14 protein-coding genes are annotated in these 17,640 nt (G+C 74.1%); 11 read left to right on the top strand and 3 right to left on the bottom strand.

Annotated elements, in window-relative coordinates; genetic code table 11:
- Nucleotides 1-65: 65 nt before the first annotated feature.
- A complete protein-coding gene (locus JT723_RS35780) occupies nt 66-2,768 on the bottom strand; it encodes an ATP-binding SpoIIE family protein phosphatase (protein WP_265934530.1) in 2,703 nt (900 codons plus the stop codon).
- A 483-nt stretch (nt 2,769-3,251) separates the two neighbouring features.
- On the opposite strand from JT723_RS35780, the gene JT723_RS16140 reads away from it, so the two are divergent.
- From JT723_RS16140 to JT723_RS16165, 6 genes are all read left to right on the top strand, one after another.
- Entirely contained in the window at nt 3,252-4,739 is a 1,488-nt protein-coding gene (locus tag JT723_RS16140) for a DUF2252 domain-containing protein (RefSeq protein ID WP_205045310.1), read from the top strand.
- A 116-nt stretch (nt 4,740-4,855) separates the two neighbouring features.
- Nucleotides 4,856-5,686 (top strand): hypothetical protein, encoded by an 831-nt coding sequence (locus tag JT723_RS16145; RefSeq protein WP_205045311.1) that lies wholly within the window; start codon nt 4,856-4,858, stop codon nt 5,684-5,686.
- A gap of 72 nt (nt 5,687-5,758) precedes the next feature.
- Nucleotides 5,759-6,091: a rhodanese-like domain-containing protein gene (locus tag JT723_RS16150; RefSeq protein ID WP_205045312.1), complete on the top strand. Its 333-nt coding sequence runs from the start codon at nt 5,759-5,761 to the stop codon at nt 6,089-6,091.
- A gap of 161 nt (nt 6,092-6,252) precedes the next feature.
- On the top strand, nt 6,253-6,918 hold the full coding sequence (locus JT723_RS16155; protein WP_205045313.1) for a DUF5819 family protein: 666 nt from the start codon (nt 6,253-6,255) through the stop codon (nt 6,916-6,918).
- Nucleotides 6,915-8,345, top strand: coding sequence for an HTTM domain-containing protein (locus tag JT723_RS16160; protein ID WP_372441320.1), 1,431 nt, complete (start codon nt 6,915-6,917; stop codon nt 8,343-8,345). The genes JT723_RS16155 and JT723_RS16160 overlap by 4 nt, the downstream gene beginning before the upstream one ends.
- A gap of 52 nt (nt 8,346-8,397) precedes the next feature.
- Entirely contained in the window at nt 8,398-9,204 is an 807-nt protein-coding gene (locus JT723_RS16165; protein ID WP_205045314.1) for a TrmH family RNA methyltransferase, read from the top strand.
- A 42-nt stretch (nt 9,205-9,246) separates the two neighbouring features.
- Here the strand turns inward: JT723_RS16165 and paaN are convergent, their stop codons facing one another.
- Nucleotides 9,247-10,929: a phenylacetic acid degradation protein PaaN gene (gene paaN, locus JT723_RS16170; protein WP_205045315.1), complete on the bottom strand. Its 1,683-nt coding sequence runs from the start codon at nt 10,927-10,929 to the stop codon at nt 9,247-9,249.
- Between the two features lie 182 nt (nt 10,930-11,111).
- Here paaN and JT723_RS16175 point away from each other — a divergent pair, with 182 nt between their 5' ends.
- Both JT723_RS16175 and JT723_RS16180 read left to right on the top strand, forming a co-directional pair.
- Nucleotides 11,112-12,656, top strand: a complete 1,545-nt coding sequence (locus JT723_RS16175; protein ID WP_205045316.1) for a 3-hydroxyacyl-CoA dehydrogenase — start codon at nt 11,112-11,114, stop codon at nt 12,654-12,656.
- Nucleotides 12,653-13,240, top strand: coding sequence for a TetR/AcrR family transcriptional regulator (locus JT723_RS16180; RefSeq protein WP_205045317.1), 588 nt, complete (start codon nt 12,653-12,655; stop codon nt 13,238-13,240). Before JT723_RS16175 ends, JT723_RS16180 begins: the two co-directional genes overlap by 4 nt.
- Nucleotides 13,241-13,488: 248 nt before the next feature.
- On the opposite strand, the gene JT723_RS16185 is transcribed toward JT723_RS16180, so the two are convergent.
- Nucleotides 13,489-13,971 (bottom strand): Lrp/AsnC family transcriptional regulator, encoded by a 483-nt coding sequence (locus JT723_RS16185; RefSeq protein WP_205045318.1) that lies wholly within the window; start codon nt 13,969-13,971, stop codon nt 13,489-13,491.
- A gap of 178 nt (nt 13,972-14,149) precedes the next feature.
- Between JT723_RS16185 and pdhA the strand changes: the two genes are divergently transcribed.
- From pdhA to JT723_RS16200, 3 genes are read left to right on the top strand one after another with little or no spacing between them, the layout of a single operon-like run.
- A complete protein-coding gene (pdhA, locus tag JT723_RS16190; protein WP_205045319.1) occupies nt 14,150-15,250 on the top strand; it encodes a pyruvate dehydrogenase (acetyl-transferring) E1 component subunit alpha in 1,101 nt (366 codons plus the stop codon).
- Nucleotides 15,247-16,278 carry an alpha-ketoacid dehydrogenase subunit beta gene (locus JT723_RS16195; protein ID WP_205045320.1) on the top strand — a complete coding sequence of 344 codons (1,032 nt, stop codon included), beginning with the start codon at nt 15,247-15,249 and terminating at the stop codon, nt 16,276-16,278. Before pdhA ends, JT723_RS16195 begins: the two co-directional genes overlap by 4 nt.
- Nucleotides 16,278-17,621, top strand: a complete 1,344-nt coding sequence (locus JT723_RS16200; protein WP_205045321.1) for a dihydrolipoamide acetyltransferase family protein — start codon at nt 16,278-16,280, stop codon at nt 17,619-17,621. Before JT723_RS16195 ends, JT723_RS16200 begins: the two co-directional genes overlap by 1 nt.
- Nucleotides 17,622-17,640 lie beyond the last annotated feature (19 nt).

Consider the following 17,640-nt stretch of genomic DNA (forward strand, 5'->3'; position numbering starts at 1 on the left):
TCCCGGCCGACCGGTACGGGCCGACGGCCACCTGCGGAAACATGGTGTTGTAGAATACAACCATATCAGCTGGGCAGCGGAAGTTCGAACCACACCACCTTGCCGACCGCCTTGCGGCTGGTCCCCCAGCGCCGCGACATGTGCGACACCAGCGCCAGGCCGCGCCCGCGTACGTCGTCGGCCTCGGCGCGCTGCAGCTGCGGCAGGTTGTGGTTGTCGTCGCTGACCTCGACCAGCAGCTTGCCGACCCGCATCAGCCGCAGCTCCACCTCGTAGGACGCCGCCCGGATCGCATTGGTGACGAGCTCGCTGACCAGCAGCTCCGTGGTGTCGCTCAGCCGGTCCAGGCCCCAGGCGGCGAGCTGCTGCCGGGTCAGGTCGCGGGCGCGGGCCACCTCGCTGTCGTCCACCCGCAGCCGCCACTGGGCCACGTCCTGCGGCGCGATGCCGTCGAAGCGCGCGACCAGCAGCGCCACGTCGTCCCGCCGGTCCTCGGAGTGCACCCTGCCGAGGATCTGCCCGCACACGTCCTCCGGCGTCTGCTGCGGCTCGATCACATGGGCGCACAGCGCCGCCAGCCCGGCGTCTATGCCCTGGCCGCGCACCTCCACCAGGCCGTCGGTGCACAGCACCAGCCAACTGCCGTCCGGCGCGGGGATCTCCACCGTCTCGAAGGGCACCCCGCCCACGCCGATCGGTGCGCCGCCGGGAATCTGCAGCAGCTCGCCGCGCCCGTCGTGCCCGGCCAGCACCGGCGGGATGTGGCCCGCGTTGGCGAGGGCCAGGGTGCGGTGGATCGGGTCGTAGACCGCGTAGACGCACGTGGCGAGGTGGTCGGTGCCCAGCCGCTGGGCCAGGTTGTCCAGATGCCGCAGCAGCTGGGCGGGCGGCAGGTCGAGCGCGGCCATGGTGATGACCGACGTGCGGAACTGGCCCATCACGGCCGCCGCCTGCAGACCGTGGCCCATCACGTCGCCGACGATCAGCGCCACCCGGCCGCCGGGCAGCTGGATCGCGTCGAACCAGTCGCCGCCGACCTGCGCCTGCCGGTCCCCCGGCATGTAGTGGTGCGCGATCTGCACACCCGGGATACGCGGCGGCCGGGTCGGCATCATCGAGCGCTGCAGCGTGGCGGCGGCGCGGGACTCCAGGCGGTGCAGCCGGGCGTTGTCCAGGTGGACGGCGCCACGGGCGGCGACCTCGGCCGCGGTGGCGGCGTCCCTGGCGTCGAAGGGCCGGCGGCCAGGGCCGCGCAGGAAGCAGACCCGGCCGAGCACCGTGCCGCGGGCGGTGAGCGGCGCGAGGATCAGCGAATGTCCGGCCAGCAGCCCTCCGATCGCGGGGACGCCCAGGTCCGCGGCGATGTCGGGGCCCAGCGCCGGATCGACGACCGGCAGCAGGACCGGGTCGCCGAGCCGCGGCATCGTGTCCTGCGCGGGCAGCGTGAGCAGTTCGCCCTCGGGCAGCGCGGTGCTCCAGCCCGCCCCGCGTCCCGTGCGGTCGGCGACCGCGACCCTGCGGACCAGCACCGTGTCGGCGGCCCTGTCGTCCTTGGGCGGCTCGGTGTCGGAGAAGAGCTGGTCCACGACGAGGACGGTGGCGAGGTCGGCGAACCGCGGCACCGTGACCGCGCACAGCTCGCGGGCGGTCGTGTGCAGGTCGAGGGTCGAGCCGACCACGGAGCCGGTCTCGCGCAGCAGCGACAGCTGCTCGTCCAGCGCGCTGCCGGGCAGGGGGCTGCGGGAGCCGTGGGCCGGCCGCCAGGGGGATCCGGGCGCTGCCGGCGCTGTTGTTCCCGAGGGGGCGGGTGGCCCCGGTGGTGCGGGCGGGGCGGCTGCCGGGTGCGGCGGCGGGAACGTGCCGACCGGACCTGCGGGACCTGCGGGACCTGCGGGACCTGCGGTGGGGAAGGGGACGGCGGTCAGGGCGGACGCACTGGAGCGGTCGCCACCACGGATAGCTGAACCAACGCCGGGAGTGAGGGATTCCGGTACGGGTCGCTCGGCGGGACGGGCGGCCGGGGCGGAAGCGGGTCCGGGGAACGCGGCGGGGTCCGGGCGGGGACCCGGCAGCAGTTCACGGCGGGCGGAGCGGTCGGCGCGGGCGGCCGCGGCGACCTGGGCGTAGTCCTGCGGGGTGACGGGCAGCCGGGCGCTGCCCTCGACCTCCAGCGCGGGGTGGCCGAGCGGGGCGATCTGCCGCACGATGCGGTCGAGGCGGCCCGGGCTGACCCCGGGCAGTATCGTGCCCAGCCGCGCGGTCAGCGCATGCCCCTGCGCGGGATCGGGCGCCGGGCACAGCACCGCGGCGATCGCGATGTCCTGGCGCTGCGGCCCTTCCGCGGTGTACGGCAGCAGCCGGCCGCCCACCGCGATCCGCAGGCCGCCGGTGCGCAGCGGCCGGGCGTTCGCCGCGATGGCCAGCAGGCTACGCCCGCCGGGCTCGGCGATCCGGTAGGTCCACCACAGCACGTCTTTGACGGTGCCGTCGCGGTCGGTCGCGGCCAGCGCGCCGGCCCAGGCCGAGGTGGTCAGGTCGTCGAGGACGTCCAGGGTGTCCCGGTGTGCGGTGCCGGACGCGGTGGGGGCCGCACCGGCGGCCGCCCGGGTGGCGGTCAGCAGGCCGGAGGCGCGGTGGCCGAACACATGCTCCCAGCGGTGGCCGAAAAGCTCCTCGGCGCCGCGGTTCCAGTACGAGATCCGGCCGTCCGGGTCGACGCACAGCACCGCGAGGCGGAGCAGTGCGGTCATGCCGCTGCCGTCGAGCACGGCGGCGCCGCTCCCCGGGGCGGCGGGGCTGCCGAAGGGCGCGGCGGCCAGGCCTGAGGCGGCGGCGCGCGCGCCCGGACCGGCGTCGTGGTCTCCGGCTGCGGGACCGCCGCCGGCAGGACCCCCGCCGGCAGGGCGGTTGTCCGTTCGGCCCGGGTCCGTCCGTACGGTGTCCGCGCCCCCGGTGCCTGCACGGCCACCCTCAGGGCGGCCGTCGTCGGCTGACCGGGTGCGGTGCGCGGGACCGGACCCGGGTGTCTGCCGGGCCTTGCCGCGGACCTGCCCGTCGCGCTCCTCGTGCCCTTCTCCGGAGTCGGGACGGTCTGTGTGATCATCTGCGTCGGTGGCTGCGGGATGCCGGATGGTCTCGTCCAACGTCGTGCACCTGCGGTTCGCCGCTGAGTAGGGTCCTGGATTCAAGGCAAGCACGAATAAGTCCGCGGGGGCGACCGAATAGCCGGATTAACCCCCGCAGCGGGGTACATGACGGGTTGTCCGCTGACGCGGACCCAGGGGATGGGGGGAACGACGGTGCACGCACGGGTGCCGCAGGTGGCGGGATTCGCCCGCTGGCCGCACGAGGGGTCGGCCAAGCAGTCGGGGCGGGCGCTGCGCGAGCAGGTGCCGCGGGCGGTCTTCGGCCGTCCCGAGACCTGGACCTGGCAGGACCGTGCCCGCCGCGACTCCGCGTCCGGTGCGGTGGCCTCGGCGGTCGCCGCCGTCGAGGAGTCCAACGCCGGCCGCCTGCAGGACCTGGTGCCGCTGCGGGTGGGGCGGATGGCGGCGAGCCCCTTCGCCTTCCTGCGCGGCTCGGCGGGCCTGATGGCCGCCGACCTCGCCGACCGCCCGGTGACCGGCATCGCCGCCCAGATATGCGGTGACGCGCACGCCGCCAACTTCGGCCTCTACGGCGACGCCCGCGGCGGCCTGGTCATGGACATCAACGACTTCGACGAGACCGTGCGCGGCCCCTGGGAGTGGGACCTGCTGCGGCTGGCGGCCTCGCTGGTGCTGGCCGGGCGGGAGGCGGGCGCGGCGCAGGACGTGTGCCGGGCGGCGGCGTACGACGCGGTCGGCGCCTACCGGCGGACCGTGAGGCTGCTGGCGAAGCTCCCCGTGCACGAGGCGTGGAACGCCATCGCCGACGAGCAGCTGGTCGCGCATGCCGACGCGAGGGACCTGGCCGGCACGCTCGACCAGGTGTCGGCCAAGGCCCGGCGCAATACCAGTGCGAAGTTCGCGGCCCGCTCGACCGAGCCGATCGAGGGCGGTGCCCGGCGCTTCACCGACGTCCCGCCGGTGCTGCGGCGCATCCCGGACGCGGAGGCCGCGGCGGTGGCGGGCGCGCTGGACGGCTACCTGGACACGGTCGGCGAGGACAGGCTGCCGCTGCTGGCGCGCTACGCCGTGCACGACGTCGCCTTCCGGGTGGTCGGCACCGGCAGCGTGGGCACCAGGTCGTACGTGGTGCTGCTGCTCGACCACCTCGGGGAGCCGCTGGTGCTCCAGGTGAAGGAGGCGCGCGCGTCGGCGCTGCTGCCGTACGCCGCCAAGGCCGGTTTCCCCGCGGAGCCGGTGGAGCACGAGGGCCGCAGGGTGGTGCTCGGCCAGAAGCGGATGCAGGTGGTCAGCGACATCCTGCTCGGCTGGACCGACGTCGACGGGCTGCCGTTCCAGGTGCGGCAGTTCAGGAACCGCAAGGGCAGTGTGGACCCGGCGACGCTGCCGCCCGGGCTGCTCGACGACTACGGGCGGATGACCGGCGCGCTGCTGGCCAGGGCGCACGCCCACAGCGCCGACCCGCGGCTGCTGGCCGGCTACTGCGGCAAGAACGAGGAGCTGGACGAGGCGATGGCCGCCTTCGCGGTGGCCTATGCCGACAGGACGGAGGCGGACCACGCCGACCTGCTGGCCGCGATACGGGCGGGGCGGCTGCCCGCGGACTTCGAGGGCCGCCCCACGGCGGCCTGACCCCTGCCGCGGCCCGCGACGCACGACGGGCCTTCGTACGGCCTGACGGCAGGCCGCGGGACCGCCCGCGGTCCTGCCTTCGGCGCGACCACCCGGACAGGCCCTAGGCTGTCCGGGTGACCAACACCTTCGGAACCGAGTCCGCCGCCGCGGCCGGCGCCGCCGCGGCCTCCGTGCCCGGTGCGCAGGAGCGGCTGGCGAACGCGGTGCGGGCGGCCGAGCAGGCACTGATCGAGTTCGAGATCGCCGTGGAGACCTTCCGGGTCGAGGTGGAGAACTTCTCCCGGCTGCACCACCAGCGGCTCGGCCCGATGTACGCGCGGCTGGACGAGCTGGACGCCCTGGTCGCGGAGGCCGTCGCGGCGCACAGCGGCGACCGGGCGGACATCGAGCGGGCCTGGGAGGCCCGCGCCCTGGTCATGCCCATGCCGGGCATCGAGGAGCTGTTCGGCGGCCTGCTCGGCTCCGACGGCGTACGCCCCGTCGAGGACCCGAACCCGCCGCGCCGGGTCAGGCCGGGCAAGGAGGCCCAGCGCCTCTACCGCGAGCTGGCCCGCAAGGCGCACCCCGACCTCGCCCAGGACGACGAGGAGAAGGAGCGGCGCAGCGCCTTCATCGCCCGGGTCAACGAGGCCTACGCCTACGCGGACGAGGAAGCGCTGCGCGCCCTGGCCGCCGAGTGGGAGGCGGGTCCCGTGCCGCTCGCCGACCTGCCCAGCGAGGCCGAGGTGCTCTACGCCCGGCTGGAGTGGCTGGCGGACCGCAAGGAGAAGCTGTCGGCGATCGCCGCGGAGCTGGACGAGAGCGCGATCGGGCAGATGATGCGGCTGGCCCCGGACGACCCGGACGCGCTGCTCAACGAGATCGCCGAGCAGCTGCTCACCCAGGTCGCCCAGCGGGAGGCGAGGCTGGCGGAACTGGTCAAGGACGCCGCGGACGGCGCCTGAGGTAGTTTTGCGGCAAGCGAGCGGCGCCGCGTCTGCGGGCCGCCTTCCCCGTGTCCCAGGAGGCCGCGCCCGATGTTCCGTTCCCAGCTGCCCTCGGTGGACGCCACCGCCGTACCCGCCGACGCGATCCTGCTCGACGTACGGGAGCACGACGAGTGGGCGGCCGGGCACGCGGAGGGCGCGCTGCACATCCCGATGGGCGAGGTCGTCGCCCGCATCGGTGAGCTGCCCGCGGACGGCACCGTCCACGTCGTCTGCCGGGTCGGCGGCCGGTCGGCGCAGGTCACGCAGTATCTGATCGCCCAGGGCAGGGACGCGGTCAACGTCAGCGGCGGCATGCTCGACTGGGAGGCCGCGGGACGTCCGGTCGTGGCCGGCGAGGGCGCCGAGGGCTACGTCCTCTGATCCGTCCCCGGGACCCGTCCGCTCCAGCCTCCCTCTTCCTCCTCTCCGGTCACGCGGGGCCATTCCTACAGCTGTGGGTAACTCGGTAAGGTCACCGCCGGACCCCGGCCGTGGGTAGCGTGCTGCCCTGCAGGCACGCCCGTGCTGAGAGCGGAGAGACGATGCAGTCAGAGCAAGGCCCATCGCCCCAGGCGGCGACCTTGTCGCTGCCCGCCCGAATAGCGGTGGCCGTGACCGTGGGTGTGGTCGCCGTGGGAGCGCTCCTCCACCTCGGCATGGTCTTCCTGCACGTCGCGCCGTCCAACACGCTCAGCAAGGAGCACGCCTCGGCGGTCAGCGACTACGTCTACCCCGAGTTCGAGCAGAACTGGAAGCTCTTCGCGCCCGACCCGCTGCAGCAGAACGTCCACGTCCAGGCGCGCGCCGAGGTCCGCAAGCCGGACGGCAGCACCGAGACCACCGGCTGGGTGGACCTGACGGCGATGGACGTGGCCGACATGCGGCACAACCCGCTGCCCAGCCACAGCCAGCAGAACGAACTGCGCCGCGCCTGGGGCTACTACAGCGACAACCACAGCGACCAGAACCAGACGACCCCGATCAGCGCCAACGACCTGAGCGGCACCTACCTCAACACCATCCTGGCCAAGCGCCTCGGCACCCGGCTCAACGGCGGCACGGTCGTCCGCGTCCAGGGCAGGGCGGCGACCACCACGGTCGCCAGGCCGTCCTGGAGCGGCGAGTCGGTCGACACCACCACCCAATACCGCGAGCTGCCCTGGTGGACCGTTCCCACCGCGCCGGCAGGGCAGGAGAACGCGTCGTGAGCGACCCCCGCACCCCGGCCGCCCCCGCCGAGGACCCAGAGCCCGCCGCGGAACCGAACACCGCAGCGGAAGCCGGCGCCTCCGCGGAACCCTCCGCGCAGGCCCCCGCCGCCGCAGAACCCGCGCTCGCGCCCGCCCTCGCCGGCGGGAGCCATGCGCAGGACGCCGGCCCCGCGCCCTTCCCCTTCGCCGGGCTCGGCCGCTCGCTCGACCGGGGCGTCAGCCGCGGCCTGGCCATGGTCACCGGCAGCGCCCTCGGCCCCTATCAGGCCGCGGTCATCCGCATCGGCTTCTCGCTGACCTGGCTGCTCTTCCTGCTGCGCGAGTGGCCGCACCGCTCCGAGCTGTACGGCCCCGACAGCCCGTGGACCGTCGCGCTGGCCAAGCGGCTGGTCGCCGGGAACCACGCCTTCACCGCGGTGCTGTGGAACGACAGCCGCGGCTGGTTCGAGCTGGTCTACGCGGTGGCCGTCGTCAGCAGCGCCCTGCTGATGGTCGGCTGGCGCACCAGGACCTCCTCCGTGCTGTTCATGCTGGGCGTGCTGTCCCTGCAGAACCGCAGCGTCTTCATGGGCGACGGCGGCGACAACGTCATCCACCTGATGGCGATCTACCTGGTCTTCACCCGCTGCGGGCAGGTCTGGTCGCTGGACCGTCGCCGCGCCGCCAAGGCGGAGGCCGAGGAGGCGGCGACAGGGGCTGGGGGGTCCGCGGGGTCCGACCCCGTGGGGATCGCGCTGTGGGTGGTGATGGGCGCCGCGCTCGTGGCCGCCACGGTCGCGGGCAAGCTCGCCACCGAGTGGAAGGTGGGCCTGTGGGCGGGCCTGCTGGTCCAGGCGGTGTGGTGGGCGGTACGCCGCTACGCGCCAGGTGAGCCGCGCACCGTGCTCAACACCATGGCCGACATCATCCACAACGGCGCCATGCTGGTCGTCGTCGTGGAGGTCTGCCTCATCTACTCCACGGCCGGCTGGTACAAGATCCAGGGCAGCCGCTGGGAGGACGGCACCGCGCTCTACTATCCGCTGCACCTGGACGACTTCACGCCGTGGCCGAGCCTGTCGCACGCGCTGGCGGGCAACGCGCTGATGGTCATGCTGATCACCTACGGCACGGTCATGGTGCAGGTCGCCTTCCCCTTCACCCTCTTCAACCGCAAGGTGAAGAACGTGCTGCTGGTGGCGATGATGCTGGAGCACGCCTCGATCGCGATCGTGCTGGGCCTGCCCTTCTTCTCGCTGGCGATGATCGCCGCCGACGCCGTCTTCCTGCCCACCGGTTTCCTGCGCTGGCTCGGCGAGCAGGTCGCCCGCCCGCTGCGGCGCCCCGCACCGCCCGCGCTCGCGGCCGTCCCCGGGCCGCGCCCCGCGGACACCGGCGCCGGGCAGGCCGCGGCGGGGCAGTCCGCGACGGAAGCCGTCACCTGACCCCCTCCCGGGCCTGCGGCCCGGGGCACGGCGCCGCCGTAGGGTAAGCGCCATGAGCGATGAGCAGGCCGCACTCCGGCTGCCCGGGGTGCGGTCCGCCGTGCTGAGCTGGCACGAGCACGCCGCCGCGGCGGACACGGTGCTGCTCGACGGCTTCCACGCCCTCAAGCACGCGCTGCGCTTCGGCGCCGACGTCCATGTCGCGGTCAGCAGTGACAAGGACGCGGTGCTGCGGCTGGCCGCCGGCCTGGCGCCCGACCTGACCGCGGACCTGGCGTCCCGGGTCACCCAGGTCCCGGCCGCCGCGCTGCGCGAGCTGGTGGCCCGCGTCCACCCGACCGGGGTGGCCGCGCTCGCCGCCCGCCCCGACCGCGCGGGCCGCACCGCCGTGCTGGGCGCACGGCCGAGGCAGGCCCCGGTGGTGGTTCTCGACCGCCCGCGCAACCTCGGCAATGTCGGCGCCGTCGTCAGGCTCGCCGCCGGTTTCGGGGTCACCGGCGTGGTCACCACCGGCGACCTCGACCCCTGGCACCCCAACGCGGTGCGCGCCGGCGCCGGGCTGCACTACGCGACGGCCGTGGACCGCACCGCCCCCGACGACCTGCCGCCGGGGCCGCTGTACGTCCTGGACCCCGAGGGCGCGGACATCCGTACCGCCGAGCTGCCCGACGACGCGCTGGTCGTCTTCGGCTCGGAGCGGCACGGGGTGTCCGACGAGCTGCGCGCCCGGGCCACGTCCCTGGTGTCGCTGCCGATGCGGCCCCAGGTGTCGAGCTACAACCTGGCCACCAGCGTCGGCATGACGCTCTACCACTGGTCGGCGACCTCCCGGTCGCCGCTGGTGCCGGGACGCCCCTGACCGTGCCGCCCCGCGCGGCCATCGGGCGGGGCGGCCCACCGGTCAGGCCGGCCTGCGCACCTCCACCGTCCGGAAGCGGCTCGCGACGAAGGCCGCGTCGCACAGCGCCGCATTGGCCGCGGGATTGCCGCCCGAGCCGTGGAAGTCGGAGAAGGCGGCGGTCTGGTTGACGTACACCCCGCCGGTCAGGTTGAGCGACAGCTGCGCGCACTCCTCCTGGCAGACCTCCACCAGCTGCCGCTCCACCTCGGGCGAGGTCGTGTAGCCGCCCACCGTCATGGCGCCCTGCTCGCGGATCGTCCTGCCCAGCAGCCTGATCGCCGCGTCGGTGGAGTCCACTGCCACGGCGAAGGCGACCGGTCCGAAGCACTCGGCCATCAGGGCCGCTTCCGCGTCCGGCTTGGCGGTGTCCAGCCTGACCAGGGCCGGGGTGCGGACGACGGCGTCGGGGAAGTCGGGGTGGGCCACCGCACGGGAGGCGAGCGCGACCTCGCCCATGCCGGGGGCGGCCTCCAGCCGCGCCTTGACGTCGGGATTGACCAGCGCCCCGAGCAGCGCGTTGGCCCGTGCGTCGTCGCCGAGCAGCTTGTCCACCGCGGCGGCGAGGTCGGCGACCACCTCGTCGTACGTCCGCGGCCCGGACTCGGTGCCGATGCCGCCCCGGGGGATCAGCAGATTCTGCGGGGTGGTGCACATCTGCCCGCTGTAGAGCGACAGCGAGAAGGCCAGGTTGCCGAGCATGCCGCGGTAGTCGTCGGTGGAGTCCACGACCACCGTGTTGACCCCGGCCTTCTCGGTGAAGACCTGCGCCTGGCGGGCGTTGGCCTCCAGCCAGTCGCCGAACGCCGTCGAGCCGGTGTAGTCGACGATGCGGACCTCGGGGCGTACGGCCAGCGTCTTGGCCAGCCCCTCGCCCGGCCGGTCGACGGCCAGGCACACCAGGTCGGGGGAGAAGCCCGCCTCGGCCAGCACGTCGCGGGCCGCCGCGACGGTCATGGCCAGCGGCAGCACCGCCCGCGGGTGCGGCTTGACCAGCACGGCATTGCCGGTGGCCAGCGACGCGAACAGCCCCGGGTAGCCGTTCCAGGTCGGGAAGGTGTTGCAGCCGATGACCAGGCCGATGCCGCGCGGCACCGCGGTGAAGGCCTTGTGCAGGCCCAGCGGGTCCCGCTTGCCCTGCGGCTTGACCCACTCGGCGCTGCCGGGGGTGCGGACCTGCTCGGCGTACGCGTACGCCACCGCTTCCAGGCCGCGGTCCTGGGCGTGCGGGCCGCCCGCCTGGAAGGCCATCGTGAAGGCCTGGCCGGAGGTGTGCATGACCGCGTGCGCGAACTCGTGGGTGCGGGCGTTGATCCGCGCCAGGATCTCCAGGCACACCATCGCGCGCGCCTCGGGTCCCGCGTCCCGCCAGGCGGGCATCGCGGCCCGCATCGCGGGCAGCAGCACGTCGGGGTCGGGGTGCGGATACTGCACGCCCAGCTCGATGCCGTACGGCGACTGCTCGCCGCCGGTCCACCCGTCCGTACCCGGCTGCTCGGAGGCGAAGGGGAAGCGCCCGCCGAGCAGCGCCTCGAAGGCGGCCCTGCCCTCCTCGGCGTCCCCGTACGCCTTCGGGTGCTCGGGGTAGGGGGACCAGTAGGCGCGGGTCCTTATGGTCTCCAGCGCCTGGTCGAGGGTGTCGCGGTGGCGCTCGGCCAGGGACAGGGGGGAGAGATCGGCGGACAATGGGACCAACTCCTCGTCGAGCTGGGCTGGGTGGAGGGAACACAGCTACATTAACCGAATGTTCGGTCGGGACAAGGGCGGAAAACCCGGCCTGTGGACAACTCCGCCGGACCGCCGCCAGGCCCGGCGGAAGCGGCGGGGCCACCAGGAACCGCCGGCACCGGCAAGGAGTCGTGGACAGCGTGAGCGCACTTGACCGCACCAGCACCGTGGCCGTCGTCGGCGCCGGGACCATGGGCCAGGGCATCGCCCAGGTGGCCCTGCTCGCCGGGCACCGCGTGCTGCTGCACGACGCGGCGCCCGGCCGGGCGCAGGCCGCCGCCGAGGCGGTGGCCGGCCGCCTCGACCGGCTCGTGGCCAAGGGCCGGCTCGGCGCGGGCGACCTGAAGGACGCGGTGGCCCGGCTGGTCCCGGCGGAGGGCACCGCGGACCTGGCGGGGGCCTCGCTGGTGGTGGAGGCCGTCGTCGAGGACCTGGCCGCCAAGCAGGCGCTCTTCGCCGAGCTGGAGGCGGTCGTCGGCGACGGCTGCCTGCTGGCCACCAACACCTCCTCGCTGCCGGTGACAGCCGTCGCGGGCACGCTGCGGCTGCCGGGCCGCCTGGTCGGGCTGCACTTCTTCAACCCGGCCCCGCTGCTTCCGCTGGTCGAGGTGGTCGCGGGCGCCGCCACCTCCGCCGAGGCGGTGGCCACGGCCTACGACACGGCTGCCGCGTGGGGCAAGACGCCGGTGCGCTGCACCGACACCCCCGGTTTCGTCGTCAACCGCATCGCCCGGCCCTTCTACGCCGAGGCGCTGCGGGTGTACGAGGAGCGCGCCGCCGACCCGGCGACCGTCGACGCGGTGCTGCGGGAGAGCGGCGGCTTCGCCATGGGGCCGTTCGAGCTGATGGACCTGATCGGCCAGGACGTCAACGAGGCGGTCACGCGGTCGGTGTGGGAGGCCTTCTTCCACGACCCGAAGTTCACCCCTTCGCTGGCCCAGCGCCGCCTGGTCGAGTCGGGCCGGCTCGGCCGCAAGTCGGGCCGCGGCTGGTTCGGCTATCCCCAGGGCAGCCAGGGCGGCGCCAGGCCGGGCCGCGGCGGCGTACAGAAGCCGGAGTTCCCGCCGCACACCGCGGCGCCCGCCGTCGCCCCGACGTCGGTGGTGCTGCGCGGCGACCTCGGCCCCGCGCGGGCGCTGCCCGGGCTGCTGCGGGAGTCGGGCATCGAGGTCCGCGAGACGGCGGCGGACGGCCCCGGCGCGCTCCTGCTGCCCGGCGGGGTGCCGCTGCGGCTCGCCGACGGGCACCCGATGCCCGCGCCCGGCGTCCGCTTCGACCTGGCCCTGGACTACCGCACCGCCACCCGTGTCGCCGTGGCCCCCTGCGACGGGGTGCACGCCGACGCCGTGGAGCAGGCGGTGGGGCTCTTCCAGGCGCTGGGCAAGGACGTCAGCGTCGTCGGGGAGGTGCCGGGCCTGATCGTGGCCCGTACCGTCGCGATGCTGGCGGACCTGGCGGCCGACGCGGTCGCCCGGCAGGTCGCCTCGGCCCGCGACATCGACACCGCGATGCGGCGCGGCGTCAGCTATCCGCTGGGTCCGCTGGAGTGGTGCGAGCGGATTTCCGCCACATATGTGCGCGATCTGCTGGAGGCGCTGCACCGCGACTCCCCCACAGGACGCTATGCACCCTGCCGGGAGCTGAGGCGGCGTGCGGACGCCGAAGGAGGTGTGGTCTCCTCATGACCATGACCAAGCGCGACACCTATACGCCGGACTCGCTGCTCGCCGTGGCCGTGGAGGTCTTCAACGAGCGCGGCTACGACGGCACGTCCATGGAGGACCTCTCGCGCGCGGCGGGCATCTCGAAATCCTCGATCTACCACCATGTGCGCGGCAAGGAGGAACTCCTCAACCGGGCGGTCGGCCGCGCCCTCGACGGTCTGTTCGGCATCCTCGACCAGCCGGAGGCCGGAACCGGCCGTGCCGTGCAGCGGCTGGAGTACGTGATCCGGCGGACCGCCGTCGTGCTCATGGACGAACTCCCCTATGTCACGCTGCTGCTGCGGGTCCGCGGGAACACCAAGACCGAGCGCTGGGCGATGGAGCGCAGGCGGGAGTTCGACCAGCGGGTGGCGACGCTGCTCAAGGAGGCCGCCGCGGACGGCGACCTGCGGGCGGACGTCGAGGTCAGGCTGGCGACCAGGCTGCTCTTCGGGATGATCAACTCGATAGTCGAGTGGTACCGCCCCGCCGTGAAGGGGGCGCTCGACCGGGAGCAGGTCGCCGACGCGGTGCTGCGTCTGGCTTTCGACGGCCTGCGGGCCTAGGCCGTGTTTTGGAGGTCCCGCCTGCCCCGCGACGCCTGGCACGCACGCTCGCTGCGTTGTCGGAGTCGTCCGAGCAGGCCCACTACGAGGACGACCCTCCGCCTTGCGATCGCACGCACCGGACGCCGCGGGGCCCGCCCTGTGGGCGGACGGCGCTACTTCCAAAACACGGCCTAGGCCTGTCACCCGATCAGGCTAAGGCCGGCTGAGCGCGGCGGCTGACGGCGCAGCCGGCCCGGACGGGGACGTCAGTCCCCCACGACCAGGTCGGTCTCCTCGAAGACCAGCAGCGTCCTGCTGCTGAGCACTTCCTCGATGGACTGCAGCCGGGTCAGGACCAGTTCGCGCAGGCTGCGGTTGTCCACGGTGTGCACCAGCAGCAGCACGTCGAAGTCACCGCTCACCAGTGCGATGTGCACGACACCCGGAAGGGTGACGAGCTTCTCCCGCACCGTCCGCCAGGAGTTCTGGACGATCTTGAGCGTGATGTACGCGGACGCGCCGTGCCCCGCCCGCTCGTGGTCCACCCGGGCGGTGAAACCCCGGATCACCCCGTCCTCGATGAGGCGGTTGATCCGGGCGTAGGCGTTCGCCCGTGACACGTGCACCTGCTCGGCCACCGAGCGTATGGAAGCCCTGCCGTCCTCCTGCAGCAGCCGCAGGATGGTGCGGTCTATCGGGTCCAGCGGTCGGACCGTGGGCTCGTCTTCGGCCATCTGTTCTCTCGCCATCCCCCGCAAGCTCCCTACCATGGACGTACTGGCTCCATCTCAGGCTGTGCAGAACCGTTTGTCCACAGGCAGAACCACCCCGTAGCCAAAATGCCTCCGGCGACCGAACAATCGGTAGGGAGCGGAACCCGCTCGCCACCGATCGATTCAGGTCACCGACCACAAGGAGGTGCTCGCGATGACCGTGCTGGACACCCCTGCCTGGCGGCCTCGCACCGACGCCGCTCCGCTGCTGCCCGATCCGGAGCCGTACCGGCTGCTCGGCACCCCCGCCGCCGCGGACCTGGACCCCGCGCTGCTCGGCCGCCTGCACGGCCAGCTCGTCCGCGGCCGCCGCTACAACGCGCAGGCCACCGCCCTGACCAAGCAGGGCCGGCTCGCCGTCTACCCGTCCAGCACCGGCCAGGAGGCCTGCGAGATCGCCGCCGCCCTCGCGCTGAGCCCCCGCGACTGGCTCTTTCCCAGCTACCGCGACACCCTTGCCGTCGTCGCCCGCGGAGTCGACCCGGTCGAGGCACTGACGCTGCTGCGCGGCGACTGGCACACCGGCTACGACCCCCGCGAGCACCGGATCGCACCGCTGAGCACCCCGCTGGCCACCCAGCTGCCGCACGCCGTGGGCCTGGCCCACGCGGCCCGGCTCTCCGGCGACCCCGTCGCCGCGCTTGCCATGGTCGGCGACGGCGGCACCAGCGAGGGCGACTTCCACGAGGCGCTCAACTTCGCCGCCGTCTGGCAGGCCCCCGTGGTCTTCCTGGTGCAGAACAACGGCTTCGCCATCTCCGTCCCGCTCGCCAAGCAGACCGCGGCCCCGACCCTCGCCCACAAGGCGGTCGGCTACGGCATGCCCGGCCGGCTGGTCGACGGCAACGACGTGGCGGCCGTCCACCAGGTCCTCAGCGAAGCGGTGGAGCGCGCCCGCGAAGGCGGCGGACCCACCCTGGTCGAGGCGGTCACCTACCGCATCGACGCGCACACCAACGCCGACGACGCCACCCGCTACCGCGAGGAGTCCGAGGTCGCCGCCTGGCGCGCGCACGACCCCGTCGAGCTGCTGGAGCGCGAGCTGACCGCCCGCGGGCTGCTGGACGACGCGGCAAGGCAGCGCGCCCTGGACGAGGCCGAGGCGATGGCCGCCGACCTGCGCGAGCGGATGCACGAGGACCCCGAGCTCGACCCGACGGAGCTTTTCGAGCACGTATATGCCGAGCCGACACAGCAGCTGCGCGAGCAGGCGGCGCAGCTGCGCGCGGAACTGGAAGCGGAGCGGCAGTCATGACCACGGCCACCACCGCCGCCGACCGGGCCGAAGCCCCCTCCCGCAAACCGGCGACCATGGCGCAGGCGCTCAACCAGGCGCTGCGCGACAGCCTCGCCGCCGACCCCGCCGTGCACGTCATGGGCGAGGACGTCGGCACCCTCGGCGGCGTCTTCCGCATCACCGACGGGCTGACCAGGGACTTCGGCGAGGACCGCTGCACCGACACCCCGCTGGCCGAGGCGGGCATCCTCGGCGCCGCGGTCGGCATGGCCATGTACGGGCTGCGGCCCGTGGTGGAGATGCAGTTCGACGCCTTCGCCTACCCGGCCTTCGAGCAGCTGGTCAGCCATGTCGCCCGGATGCGGAACCGCACCAGGGGCGCACTGCCGCTGCCGATCACCGTGCGCATCCCCTACGGCGGCGGCATCGGCGGCGTCGAGCACCACAGCGACTCCTCGGAGGCGTACTACCTGCACACCCCGGGCCTGCACGTGGTCACCCCGGCCACCGTCGAGGACGCCTACGGGCTGCTGCGGGCGTCCATCGCCTCGGACGACCCGGTGATCTTCCTCGAACCCAAGCGGCTGTACTGGTCGAAGGCCGACTGGTCGCCCCAGGAGCCCTCCGCGGTGCCGCCGATCGGGCGGGCCGCGGTGCGCAGGACCGGGCGCACGGCGACGCTGGTCACCTACGGCCCCTCGCTGCCGGTGTGCCTGGAGGCGGCGGAGGCGGCCGAGGAGGAGGGCTGGGACCTGGGCGTTGTCGACCTGCGCAGCCTGGTGCCCTTCGACGAGGAGACCGTCGCCGCGGCCGTACGCGCCACCGGGCGGGCGGTCGTCGTCCACGAGTCGTCGGGCTTCGGCGGCGCAGGCGCGGAGATCGCGGCGCGCATCACCGAGCGCTGCTTCCACCACCTGGAGGCGCCCGTCCTGCGGGTCGCCGGATTCGACATCCCCTACCCGCCGCCGATGCTGGAGCGGCACCACCTGCCCGGCGTCGACCGCATCCTCGACGCCGTCGGCCGGCTGCAGTGGGAGGAGCGCTGATGGCCGTCGTGCGCGAATTCACCCTCCCCGACCTCGGGGAGGGCCTCACCGAGGCGGAGATCGTCCGCTGGCTGGTGGAGGTCGGCGAGGTCGTCGCCGTCGACCAGCCGGTGGTCGAGATGGAGACGGCCAAGGCCGTCGTCGAGGTGCCGTGCCCCTACGGCGGCGTGGTGACCGCGCGCTTCGGCGAGGCGGGCGACTCCCTCGCGGTGGGCCGCCCGCTGGTCACGGTGGCCGTGGGCTCGGGCGCCGACAGCACGCACCCCGCGCGGGGCGGCGACGGCGGAGGTGACGGGCAGGGCTCGGGCAATGTGCTGGTCGGCTACGGCACCGGCGCGGCCTCCGGGCGGCGCCGGCGGCGTGTGGCGGCGACAAGCCCCGGCAGCGGCGGCCCCGCGGTGGCGGACGCGGTTCCCGCCGGGGCGGTCGCGCCGACGGACCTGCGTACGGTCGACGGCCGCGACAACGGCGACGCAGGTCCTGTGGCGGTCATCTCACCCCTGGTCAGGCGGCTGGCCAGGGAAAACGGCCTGGACCTGCGGCGGCTGGCGGGCAGCGGCCCTGAAGGCCTGATCATGCGCTCCGACGTGGAGCGCGCGATCGCCGCCCCCGCGCAGGTCGCGGAGCCGGCCGGGCCGGCGGACACCCTCGACGGCGCCGAGCGGGTGCCGCTGCGCGGGATCCGCCGGGCCGTCGCGGACAAGCTGACCCGCAGCCGCCGGGAGATCCCGGACGCCACCTGCTGGGTGGACGCCGACGCCACGGAACTGCTAGCCGCCCGGGCCGCGATGAACGCCTCGGGCGAGCGCCGCATCTCCGTGCTCGCACTGCTCGCCCGGGTGGTGACGGCGGCGCTGGCGCGCTACCCCGACCTCAACTCCCGGGTGGACACCGAGCGTTCCGAGATCGTCCGGCTGCCGGCCGTGCACCTCGGCTTCGCCGCCCAGACCGAAAGGGGCCTGGTCGTGCCGGTGCTGCGTGACGCGCACACCATGACCACGACCGCGCTCGCCGCGGAGATGGCCAGGCTCACCGAGGCCGCGAGGACCGGGTCGCTGACCCCGGCCGAGCTGACCGGCGGCACCTTCACGCTGAACAACTACGGGGTCTTCGGCGTGGACGGCTCCACGCCGATCATCAACCACCCCGAAGCGGCCATGCTCGGCGTCGGCCGGATCACGGCCAAGCCGTGGGTGCACGACGGCGAACTGGCCGTACGGCAGGTGGTGCAGCTGTCCTTCACCTTCGACCACCGGGTCTGCGACGGCGGCACCGCCGGCGGATTCCTGCGGCTGGTGGCGGACTGCGTCGAACAGCCCGCGGTGCTGCTCGCCGCGGTGTGACCGCGGGCACCCGTCCCGC

Source organism: Actinacidiphila bryophytorum (assembly GCF_016916835.1).
GTDB classification, from domain to species: domain Bacteria; phylum Actinomycetota; class Actinomycetes; order Streptomycetales; family Streptomycetaceae; genus Actinacidiphila; species Actinacidiphila bryophytorum.